The following is a 12,327-nucleotide window of genomic DNA, read 5'->3' on the forward strand; positions in this document are numbered from 1 at the left end:
AAGGCTACTTTCGATGGCTTCTGGAGATGTTTTTTGAGGGAATATATTCATTGCAGCAATTGACTATATTATAGGAGCATTCACGTTGGGATATAACAGAGAATTATAGAGTAAAGTAGGATTCAAAAGCATTGTTAACAATGTGGGTGTTATAAGTTATTTTCCTATCAAAACAATTAGTTTTTGTTCAAAATTTAAGAGTGTTATTTTATTATATCTAGTAACTATTTATATTATTTAATAATTACTTGATTTACTATTAAGGTGATTATCTTACAAAATTGTAAGGTTATTTTAATTGACACTCGTATGTATAAGTAACTATACTAGTTACACAATGTTGGTGAGTATATTTAATAATCTTTATCTATAAGTGTATGTCCGAGGATTATTTTTGGAGCAATAATTCGATTTTAAATTTATTATCTGATATATATTAATATAAACAACTTAATCTATTCTTTATTCAAGGTCGTATTATTTAAAGATTAATTATAAATGATATATTTACCAAATTGTAATAATTTGATAGAGGTGTTACATTTTGAAATACAAATTAATTGCTACAGGAATTCTTGCTGGAAGTCTATTAACCTACTCATCTAATACATTTGCAAATACTCATAAGTTCCCAGATGTTCCTGCATGGGCGGACAAATCCGTTAATTATTTAGTTGATAAACAGGTATTGAATGGCTATCCAGACGGAACGTTCGGTTCAAATGACTCATTAGACAGAGCTTCGGCTACAAAAATTATGACAAAAGTTTTAGGTATACAAATTGACTCTAATGCAAAACCATCATTTACAGATTCACAAAACCACTGGGCTACTCCGTATATTGCTGCTGCTGAAAAAGCTGGTATTGTTAAAGGTGAGGGAAATGGAATCTTCAATCCATCCGGAAAAGTAACTCGTGCTGCTATGGCTACGATGCTAGTAAATGCATATAAACTACAAAGCGCAGCAAATCATAATGAGCAGGTTAAATTTGAAGATTTAAAAGGGCATTGGGGAGAAAAATATGCCAATATTTTAATCGGTTTGAAAATTTCCAATGGTACTGAGAACGGTTGGCAACCAAATAGATTTATAACACGTGCTGAAGCTGCTCAACTTACTGCAAAAACAGATATGATGCAACATCGTCCCCAAAACCCATTAGAAAGCAAAACAATCATTATTGATCCTGGACATGGTGGCGAAGATCCTGGGAAATCCACAAAGGGATTACCTGAAAGTAAGATTGTACTAGACACTTCTTTACGTCTACAACAATTACTTGAAAAGCATACACCATTTACAGTTTTATTAACTCGTCAATCTGATAATAGACCGGGGCATGATCAAAAAAGTTCTTTACAGGAACGTGTTAAATTTGCTAAGAAAAATCAGGGTGATATCTTTATAAGCGTACATGCAAATGCTTTTAATGGTAATGCAAAAGGGACAGAAACATATTACTATAAATCTTCTAAATCCGAAAAAACAAATCCTCATGTGGAAGAAAGTCGTGTTTTAGCAGAAAAAATTCAAACACGTTTAGTAGAGGCACTTCAAACACGAGACAGAGGAGTTAAACATGGAGACCTTCATGTAATAAGGGAAAATGACATGCCAGCTGTGTTGACGGAACTGGCGTTTATAGATAATGGTATTGATTACAGTAAATTATCTACGGAAGATGGCAGACAAATTGCAGCAGAAGCCATTTATGAAGGAATTTTAGATTATTATGAATGGAAAGGAAATAATGTATCTGAATATAGGCTGTAATAAGTAATTGAAAATATAGTAATTCTCGAAATGAAGAATTCTATAATTTTTTTGTTTTTTTTTAAACAATAATTTTAAATTTGTATTTAAAATTATTGTTTAAATTTTTATTTTATGTTTTAATATTATTGATAATAGTTATCAATAATAGTGAGAGGAAGATTAGTGAAACATGTGTTTTTAGTTAGTGTCATAAAAGTTAATGAATTTGTATATTGTATGGCTATGAATCTATCTCTATTTTTGCGAACTAGAAATAATATATTTATATCTTTTAAATGTTTAAGAAGGAGTGGCTGTCTGTATGAAAAAAGCAAAAGAAATAGCTAAATGTGTTGCGGTAGCGTCCGTTATTATGTCTGGATCATTTAGTTTACAAGCAACATCTGCATTTGCAGATTCTAAAGGAACTGTAGAAAATCTTCAAAATGGTGGGAAGGTCTATAATAGTTTTAAAACTACTTATGACATGAAGCAGAATATCAAAAATTCGATAAAGGTTTCTTTTATTGAGGATCCTTACGCAGATAAAAAGATTGCAATTGTGACCACTGATGGTAGTAATATTGATGCTAAATATACAGTTAATAGTGGATACTATAACGCAGGCTTAAAATGGCCATCAGCTTATCATACTGAAGCAGAAATAACAAGTGGTGATAGTGCTCAGTTCCATAAAGCTGCCCCAGTTAATACAATGACTTCAGCAAAGGTCACTTCTGAGGTAGGGTATACACTTGGTGGAAGTGTTAAAGTAGGAGTAAATGATAAAGGGCCAAATGCCGATGCAAGTATCACAGGTAGCTTTGCTTGGAAAGAAAGTGTATCTTATGATCAAGTAGATTATAAAACGGTATTAGAGACTCACACAGATAAGAAATTAAATTGGAAAGTAGGATTCCAATCATTTAATTTCCCAGAGTGGGGAATTTATAATCGTGATTCATTCAATACTTTCTATGGTAATCAACTATTTATGAAATCACGTAGTTATAATGAAGGGACGAATAATTTTGTTTCAAAAGATACAGTACCAGCTTTAACAGGATATGGTTTTTCTCCAAACGTAGTAGCGGTTATTACTGCTGATAAAACAGAAACTACATCAGATTTAAAAATAACAAATCGTAGAATTTCAGATCAGTACAATATTGAGTGGGTAAGTTCAAAATGGTGGGGAACAAATAATAAAGATACATATAATGAATTCTTTACGAACCACTATAAATTAGACTGGAAAAACCATCAAGTTACTCTTGATAACCAAAAATTCCTTGAAGAACAAATGAATAGTATCAACAGCGTGAATGATAAACTTAACAAAGGAAAAGGGAAGTTATCTCTTTCAATGAATGGAAATCAACTCAAAGCTACGTCTAGCAATGCTGGTTATGGTATCAGTTATGAAGATAAGAATTGGGGTATCTTTGTAAATGGTGAAAAGGTCTATACTTTTAATGAAAAATCAACTGTAGGCAATATATCTAATGATATTAACAAATTAAACATTAAAGGACCTTATATCGAGATTAAACAGATCTAGTCAGAAAATGATGGACGATTGATGGATAATTCTCTCATCAAGCTACGAGTATACTAGTTTATCCCGCTATTTGTGGGCAGTAAGACCCCTCACCTCAAAATTCAGCGGAAGCAAAGAAGTTAGGTGGGGGCCCTGCTGCACCTAAAAGCCTGATTGGTGAGGGCTGATTAAAGTTTCATTTTATTTTAAATCTGTATAATGTAACGAAAGGACCAAAGTTTATCTATAAAATGGATAAACTTTGGTCCTTATTATGTTTTTATTCGCACACGAAATTAAGATAAAATTAGATGTTTTTTGTCTATTCTTTTACTCAATTAGAAAAGAGCGTAAAGTATTTGAAAACTATTGATGCTACGCAAGGGGATATTGTTTAAAGTAATCAGAACTTCATCGGTTGTTAAGTTACCACTTTAAATATATAATTAAATTTCATTAAAAAGATACTCTATTCAAAGTCCTTATTGGGTTTTTGAAGTGAAATATATACTATTTGAGGTGTGTGAAATGGGGAAATCTCGAGAGCAGACGATGGAAAATATCTTAAAGGCTGCTAAGAAAAAATTTGGAGAGCGTGGCTACGAAGGTACGAGCATACAAGAAATCGCAAAAGAAGCGAAAGTGAATGTTGCTATGGCCTCTTACTATTTTAATGGGAAAGAAAACCTATATTATGAGGTGTTTAAGAAATATGGTCTTGCTAATGAGCTACCCAATTTTCTTGAGAAGAATCAATTTAAACCTATCGATGCCCTTAGAGAATATTTAACGGTTTTTACTAAACATATAAAAGAGAACCCTGAAATTGGATCATTGGCATATGAGGAGATTATTAAGGAAAGTGCACGATTAGAAAAGATTAAACCGTATTTCATAGGTAATTTTGAACAGTTAAAAGAAATATTACAGGAGGGTGAAAAGCAAGGAGTTTTTCATTTCTTCTCCATAAATCATACGATACATTGGATCACTTCTATTGTTTTATTTCCAAAGTTTAAAAAGTTTATTGATTCTTTAGGGCCAAATGAAACGAACGATACAAATCATGAATGGATGCCAGAAGACTTAGTGGACAGGATTGTTACTGCATTAACAGATAAACCTAACGTGTAAATTATTCAGTATTTATGAATTCTGTTATTACTATTTAAAGCCTAATTTCTCAATGTATTGTAGAGAAATTAGGCTTTTTTCAACACGTCATTAAGGTTTTTATAGTTCAAGGACTCAAGTTAATGATTATATTTTCAAGTATTCGTTTTGAGCTACATAGATATAGTTTTTGTTGCAACTGTTTGTTGAAATGCTTTATCATGCTCAACAATAACCATTGTGGGATTAAATTGTTGAATAAGTTCTTCAATCTGCATACGGGAATAGATATCTATAAAATTTAGTGGTTCGTCCCATATATATATATGGGCTTTTTCACATAAACTTTTAGCGATAAGCAGTTTTTTCTTTTGTCCACCAGAATAATGAGATATATCTTTCTCGAATTGAATTCGATCAAAGTCCATCTTACTTAGGATGGATTTAAATAAGGTTTCATCAATCTTGTGCTCTTCAATGAAGTCTGATAGCGACCCCTTCAAATGAGAAGTATCTTGTTGGACATAGGAAATGATGAGTCCTGTACCTAAAGTAACTAAGCCTGTATGCTGTATCGGATGTCCTAGAAGTAGTTTTAGGATACTACTTTTTCCGCTCCCATTCGTTCCATCAAGTACAATTCGGTCACCTTGTTCAACTATGAAGCTAATCGGCTCATTCACAATTTGGTCATTGTACTTAACGGACACGTCAACCAAAGTAACCAATTCATTTGATTTAAATTGCAATTGTTCCAATTTTAATGACTCAGTTTTTTCCACATTTTTTAGTAATTTTGACTTTTCCTCAATAGCTTTTTGTTGCCTTGATTCAAGGTTTTTTGCTCTTTTCATCATCTTGGCTGCTTTATGTCCTACAAACCCCTTATCCAACTTAGAGCCTGAATTCCTCGTTCCATTTTTTGAAGCTTCCACGTCATGAGACCAACTTGCTGATCGTTTGGAAGACTGTTTTAATCTCCCTATGTCTTTTTGTAGACGCTCATTTGTAGCCTTCTCGTGCTCTTGCTGTCTATCAAAATTTAACTTCCAAGAAGAATAGTTACCACTTTGAATTTCAATATTTGCTCTATTAATAGATAGGATATGGTCAACGCACCCATCTAAAAAGATTCTGTCATGTGAAATTAAAATAAATCCTTTTTTCTTTCTTAGATAATTAGAGACTATCTTTCGTGCATCTGTATCTAAGTGATTTGTTGGTTCATCAATTAATAGGAATTGACCCGCATTTAAAAACAGTGCAGCAAGCAACACCTTTGTTTGTTCCCCATTTGATAATGTTTTAAATGGTCTGTACATGACCTCAGCATCAACATTTAAATAGGATATCTCACGTAGAAATTCCCAATCTGCGGCTTGGGGACAAATTTCTTCAAGGATTTCATGAGTGAATTTGTTCCTATCTGAAACAGAGTAGGGGAAGTAATTGAATTCTACCGAAGCAAGGATTTTCCCGCTATACTCATAATTCCCTAACAATAAATTAAAGAATGTCGTTTTACCTCGTCCGTTTCTACCAATAAACCCTAGCTTCCAATCCGTATCTATTTGGAAGTTTACACTTTCAAAAATATTATCAAAGCTACCTGGGTATGAAAAAGTTAAGTCTTGGACCTTTATCATTGACATAATAATTCCTCCTTTATATATCGAAACGTTTCATATAAAGTCGGAACATCCATCCATTTTTTAATTCCTCTATATAAGTTTGATGGATATTAACGACTTATATAGAGCATTACATGTGTAACAATAGTGTCTGAAGTACTCATTTTTCTCGCTCCTTTATTTGTGAAGTACATTTAACAATTAGTAAGTTTCAACTAAGCTAAACGGGAATAAAAAAATCCCCCAATTTGTAATCGGAAGGATTAGTCTTTCGTCTATACTTAATAAGTACTTATTAATCATTTGAATCATGACAAATAAAGTATGAACTGAATTTTAAAAATGGATAGACTAACCCTATATTTTGTAGTTTGAAGTTATAAAATTCAACTTAAAATATAAATTAGTTAATCATTATTCATCCATCATTCCTTTCATAATTCTATTTTTAGAGTAACATTCTTTTTAGGGAGATGCAATATTAGCTTCAATTTCATCTAATCCTAGATCATTTATAATTCTTTGAGTAAGGAGATAAAATTTTACCTCTCTTTTTATAAACATCAAATTTTTGTTCAATAGGTCATGTCTTTTGTCCGTTAAAAAGGGAGGATATGAAATTGACATCAACCTTTGTTGTAACTATAATAGTTACAGTATGTTCCGTAAACTAATTCGAATTGCTATGTTAATGATAGTATATTTTCATTCCTTTTTAAGTGTGACAGGTAGCAACTAACTATAATCCAATAGAGGATTAGATTCTATCTCATATTTAAAGGGTAGATAAGTTGTACCCGCCAAATTTACGATGCGCAAATACTTAAAAAACTACATTTTTCAGCTTATCCTTTTTGGAATCCTCAGTATTGATAATTGTAAACATCTACAAAAAGTTAGCAAGACTGTTGTATGTAGAAAGAAATCTTTTAAAAAGGTCATAATATGGATAATAGGTAACACACATTTAAATTTAGTAGGAGTTGTGCCACTATCAAGAAATTTTTTTAATAAAAGTATAGAAAAAACTCAAGAAGGTGAGTCCATTGCGTAAACATGCATATGTGCAATTTTATGTATTGATATTGGCTTTAATAGCTTATATAAGCTTTTGCTTTATATTTATATTTGTTTTTCCAAGTCTTTATTTCGTATCAGATTTTAATATCCGACTATCATCTTTAGTTGTTGAAACTACTGTATTTATCTCACTACTGTATTCTATATTATCCAGAAAAATTAAGTTAGGAGTATTCTGGGTGTGCATTATTATTGCGATAGGTTGTTTCTTGATAGGGAATTTTATATCTGCTTTTCAAGTACTTAATGTAGAATTACCAATAAAAAATTTTAATATCTCTGATGTATTTTTGTTGCTTTTCTTATTCTTCTTTCTCTTTGCGTTCTTTTATAAAATCATGATGGAATGTAATAAATGGGAGAAAGCATATTTGCTTTGTGATTTATGCATTGTTGTTACTGCTATTTTTACATTAGAGTGGTATTTATTTAATAAACCTTCTGCAAATATCTTATTCTTATCAATTGGAGATGTTTTTCTCTCATTTATTTTTCCGATTATAGATTTATTACTTCTATTACTTGGAGTTACACTAATCTTTCGACCTGCTATTTTCAATGCAAAAAGCAAATTGTATATTTTTATCCTAGTATTAACTGGATTAGCTATTACGGACTATTTGTATTTTTACTTACAAGGTGATTTGTCAGAGCGTTCAGTTATATTTTTAAGGTGTTTGTATAGAGTTTTCCTATTATTTATTGCTATTGCTGCTACAATTCCAAAGGATGCTTCTTCTAAAAGAAATTATTTTATTATTAATCCGACATTTGGAGAGAAACTTCTTGGCATATTCCCTTATCTTGCAGTTGCAGTCTTAATTGGCTTTACTTTGAAAGAGCAAACGTCTTCAGCTACATTGATTACGGGAAATTGTATTGCTTTTGTATTTGTACTGATTCGTCATACAATCGTACGAATGCAAAACAAAGATTTAACTGAAACATTAAAAGTGTTTAATAATCAATTAGAACAAACAGTATCTCAAAGAACAAGGGATTTAATAAACAAATCTAATGATTTGGTAAAAAATCAAGAAAGATTTAAGTCATTATATGAGTATCATCCGGATCCTATTTTAACGATTGATTCAACTGGTATCGTATTAAATATAAACCAGGCTGGAAGTATGTTATTAGGAAAAGACAGTGCTGTATTAATAGGGAAAGAGTGCTTCTCTATTTTTTTAGATGAAGATAAATCTGAATTGGAAGCGGCTATAAAGAAAGGGAGACGATGTAGTTCATCTTCACTACAGTTGCGTGTGAAAAATAACAATGAGAAGGACATGCTGTTTTGGTATGTCACTATAGTTCCTATTATGATAGAAGGTCAAACTTTTGGGAGTTATGTAATGGTAAAAGACATAACGAGGATGAAACAACAACAGGATGAGATAAACTACCTTGCATTCCATGATACGGTGACGGAGATTGGAAATCGTATATTCTTCCAACAAGAATTAGATAGATCCATTAAGCGTGTGCAAAAAACACAGGATAAATTTGGGCTCCTGTATATTGATTTAAACCGCTTTAAGACTATTAATGATACACTGGGCCATTCCATTGGTGACAGGGTTTTAAAAGAAGTTGCCAAACGTTTTAGGACATGTCTTTCACCGACAATTCCTCTAGCAAGAATAGGTGGTGATGAGTTTGCAATCATTGTCCATAACCAAACAGAGCAACAGCTATTGAATTTGTGTAAAACTCTATTTCTTATAACTGAAGAACCATTCGTAGTAAATCAGCATAGTTTTTACTTATCTCTTAGTATAGGAATAGCAGTGTACCCATTTGGAGGAATAAATACTACTACACTTTTACAACACGCTGATATCGCTATGTATAGCGCAAAGGAAAAAGGTAACAATGCTGTTTGTATGTATGACGAGACATTATCTCAAAAAGTAACCCGTCGATTACGATTAGAACAGGATTTACCAAATGCAATTGAAAATAATGAGTTGTTTTTATTGTATCAACCACAAATTGACAGTAAGGAAGGTAAGGTTATTGGTGCAGAGGCTTTAATACGTTGGCAACATCCAGAACTTGGGCTGATTTCTCCGTTTGAGTTTATACCTATCGCAGAAGAAACGGCGCAGATTATTTCAATTGGAAAGTGGACGTTACAGAAAGCGTGTCGACAACTGAAAGAATGGCATTCTGCGGGCTTTTCAAATCTAAAGATGGGGATAAATTTATCAGCTATAGAGTTTGAACAGAAAGATTTTGTTCAAACCATTATATATACCATAGAAGAGATAGGAGTACCTGCTAATTCGATTAATTTGGAATTAACAGAGCGAATCGCCATGGTAGATGAAAAAGAAACTTTATCAAAGTTAAAAGCATTAAAATCATTTGGTGTACATTTATCAATTGATGATTTTGGTACAGGTTATTCTTCATTAGCGTATTTACCTCTTTATCCAATTGATACTTTGAAAATTCCAAGAGAATTTGTTAATAGGATTGGAACTTCTACTGATGGAGGTGAAATTATACAGACCATTATTTCACTTGCTCATACTTTAAACATGAAAGTCATAGCAGAAGGGGTAGAAACGAAAGAACAATTAACAGTGTTACAACGTAATGCATGTTATCTAATTCAGGGCTATTACTACAGTAAACCTGTAAATGATGATGAATTTATTGTTTTTTTAAGTACAATACAAAATGAATAAATGAAAAATCAGTATATGTATGAAATAAAGTGAAAAGAGGTTCTATCCATATGGATTTGAACCTCTTTTCACTTTATTTTCAGGAGTTATGCAGCAAGGTTTCAGCCTTTGAAAGTAAAATAAGTATCTATATTCCTTGTATTTTGGGTTAATGGGATATGAGGTGAAAGTTGCTTCTTGTGAAAAAGAATTAGAGCCAGCTTGTATATTCTTAAAGCAATTTGAAAAAGGATTAGCAGTTTGTATGGAATTAGGAAATGAAGAGTATGTATATCATTTCAATATTTTACGTTCTCTTAATGAAGATGAAGCAATTAAACTCTTAGAAGAAGTGAAAAAAGTATTTCTTACTTCGAAAAGCAAGGTTTATGGGATTTCGTAGAAGAATATGCAGATCTAAAAAAGGAAGAAATTATACAATAATCACATGCTATCATTTTTAATAGCTAATTAACAAAGGGACTCCAATTATGGAGTCCCTTTGTTAATGGGGTAATGCTTTGGTTTATCTAATTATAGCAATATTTGTAAAAAGTGTAAAGGGGTCCTAGTTTGGAGGGGGAATTATTTAATCTTTTTTATTTAATAAAAGGGATAATATTTAGTTATCTGCGCTTCTTAATTATGTTTTCTATCACAATTTGAAGTGAATTTCAGTTAATCTTATTTATTTTATGGGAATTATAAGGTATACTAAAAGTAGGTGCAAAATGTACCATTTGAAAAAGAGTGAATTGCAAAAAGGAATCCGTAAAGGATTCCTTTTTTGTTTCTTTGAAAATGAAGCAATGTTCTAATTATCTCATTCATTTTTATGAATACGCTGCGATCTTATAAACTAAAAAGGCTTTTATGGAAATTTGCCATATTCCTGTAACAAAACAAAGGTATGTTATGTGTGTTAAATATAAAGAGAAAGAAGGAAAAGTTGTGAAAAAAATTTTGCCAATTGTTGCGTTATTAGGCATGATGAGTTTTGGAGTACAGGAAATGAATGTAAGAGCTGATACATACCACAAGGGCGATTCGAAAATTAGTTTTTGGGATTCGAAAAGAAAGGGTACTAATTTCATGAATAGTACGTCATTACCTGAAAACTATAAAAGTGCAAAAGAAGCTAATATTGAATATGTACGTTTAGCACCTGATAAATGGGCAAAAGATAAAGATTTTCTATTTGAGGATAAACCAGATACTTCTGGAAAGGATTTTCTGATAGGTAATGCAGATAACTATCAGGGATTAGTAAAGGAGGATTTAGAAAAATTAAAGGCGGATTTAGATGCCGCACAATCACAAGGAATGAAAGTTGTTCTTACAATGTTATCTTTACCTGGTGATCGATGGCGCCAATTTAATAATAACAAGAATGACGACAGAATATGGGAAGAAGAGAGGTATCAAGAACAAGCAAGTCAATTTTGGAAGGACCTTGCTCTGGAATTAAAAGATTATCCTGCGGTGGTGGGTTATAATATTATAAATGAACCACATCCAGAAACAGCTAAAAATAATAGATATAATGATTTTTGGACAGAAGATTACGAGAAATGGTATGCAAAAGTGAAGGGAACGACAGCGGATTTAAACAGATTGTATCAAAAAGTAATCAATTCCATTCGTGAAGTAGACCAAGAAACACCAATTATTTTAGATTCAGGTTTATATGCTACTCCATGGGCTTTTAAATATTTAAAACCAGTAAAGGATAAAAAAACGCTTTACGCATTTCATATGTATGAACCATATGAATTAACGAGTCAAGGTGAAAAGAAAAATAAAGAATATCAATATCCAGGATTAGTAAAAGTAGGAGACTTAGAGAAACCTGTAATGTGGAATAAGCAGGGATTAGAGAAATTTTTGAAGCCAATCCAACAATGGTCTAAGAAAAATCATGTATCATCTAATCGAATTATTGCAGAGGAGTTTGGAATTAACCGTACTGTTCCGGGAGCTACCCAATACATGCAAGATCTTATTTCTATCTTCAACCAAAAAGGTTGGCATAAATCATTCTATGCATTCCGTGAAGACACATGGACAGGGATGAATTATGAATTGGGAACAGGAAAAATAAAATGGGATGAAGAGGGTAAACCGGTGCCTCAAGATAATTCACTCTGGGAAGTAATAAAAAAAGATTTACAACCACATAAATAGTTTAGAATATTTGTCCTAAGGACTAAATGTAAGCATCTAATTCAAGTAGAATTAGATGCTTTTTTTCAAAAAAGGTGGAAGCTTAAACAAATATAGTTGCAATTGAATTGACCTTTAAAGTGAAAAAAATTTATGAATTTTTTGTGAGATTCCAACCCTTAAATGTTGAAAATTATTTACTGATTTCTCCAATTGGATATATTTCTCCAATCGGATGGAAGTTTAGAATACAGAATCAAAACATAATAAGCTGTTATCGATGAGTTTATCGTAAAGTTGTTATTTAATGTGTCATCAAATAACATTTATATACAATAATAAATAAAGAAAAGGAGATGTTTATGA

7 protein-coding genes are annotated in these 12,327 nt (G+C 31.8%); 6 read left to right on the forward strand and 1 reads right to left on the reverse strand.

Annotation, left to right across the window (positions count from 1 at the left end; genetic code table 11):
- Positions 1 to 544 precede the first annotated feature (544 nt).
- The 3 genes from N2V92_RS17385 (at position 545) to hlyIIR (ending at position 4,433) form a co-directional block, all read left to right on the forward strand.
- Complete coding sequence (locus tag N2V92_RS17385) at positions 545 to 1,777, forward strand: N-acetylmuramoyl-L-alanine amidase (RefSeq protein ID WP_000875666.1); 1,233 nt, start codon at positions 545 to 547, stop codon at positions 1,775 to 1,777.
- A gap of 304 nt (positions 1,778 to 2,081) precedes the next feature.
- Entirely contained in the window at positions 2,082 to 3,320 is a 1,239-nt protein-coding gene (hlyII, locus tag N2V92_RS17390; RefSeq protein WP_000709372.1) for a hemolysin II HlyII, read from the forward strand.
- A 507-nt stretch (positions 3,321 to 3,827) separates the two neighbouring features.
- Positions 3,828 to 4,433 carry a hemolysin II regulator HlyIIR gene (hlyIIR, locus tag N2V92_RS17395; RefSeq protein WP_000520485.1) on the forward strand — a complete coding sequence of 202 codons (606 nt, stop codon included), beginning with the start codon at positions 3,828 to 3,830 and terminating at the stop codon, positions 4,431 to 4,433.
- 152 nt (positions 4,434 to 4,585) lie between these two features.
- On the opposite strand, the gene N2V92_RS17400 is transcribed toward hlyIIR, so the two are convergent.
- Entirely contained in the window at positions 4,586 to 6,064 is a 1,479-nt protein-coding gene (locus N2V92_RS17400) for an Lsa family ABC-F type ribosomal protection protein (RefSeq protein ID WP_000061802.1), read from the reverse strand.
- Positions 6,065 to 7,089: 1,025 nt separating this feature from the next.
- On the opposite strand from N2V92_RS17400, the gene N2V92_RS17405 reads away from it, so the two are divergent.
- From N2V92_RS17405 to N2V92_RS17415, 3 genes are all read left to right on the forward strand, one after another.
- Positions 7,090 to 9,819 carry a sensor domain-containing protein gene (locus tag N2V92_RS17405; RefSeq protein ID WP_002162673.1) on the forward strand — a complete coding sequence of 910 codons (2,730 nt, stop codon included), beginning with the start codon at positions 7,090 to 7,092 and terminating at the stop codon, positions 9,817 to 9,819.
- A gap of 151 nt (positions 9,820 to 9,970) precedes the next feature.
- A complete protein-coding gene (locus N2V92_RS17410; protein ID WP_002162674.1) occupies positions 9,971 to 10,201 on the forward strand; it encodes a hypothetical protein in 231 nt (76 codons plus the stop codon).
- Positions 10,202 to 10,713: 512 nt separating this feature from the next.
- Entirely contained in the window at positions 10,714 to 11,982 is a 1,269-nt protein-coding gene (locus N2V92_RS17415; RefSeq protein ID WP_025989072.1) for a glycoside hydrolase family 5 protein, read from the forward strand.
- Positions 11,983 to 12,327 lie beyond the last annotated feature (345 nt).

Origin of the sequence: Bacillus sp. CH_48 (assembly GCF_038008465.1) — a bacterium.
GTDB lineage: Bacteria > Bacillota > Bacilli > Bacillales > Bacillaceae_G > Bacillus_A > Bacillus_A thuringiensis_S.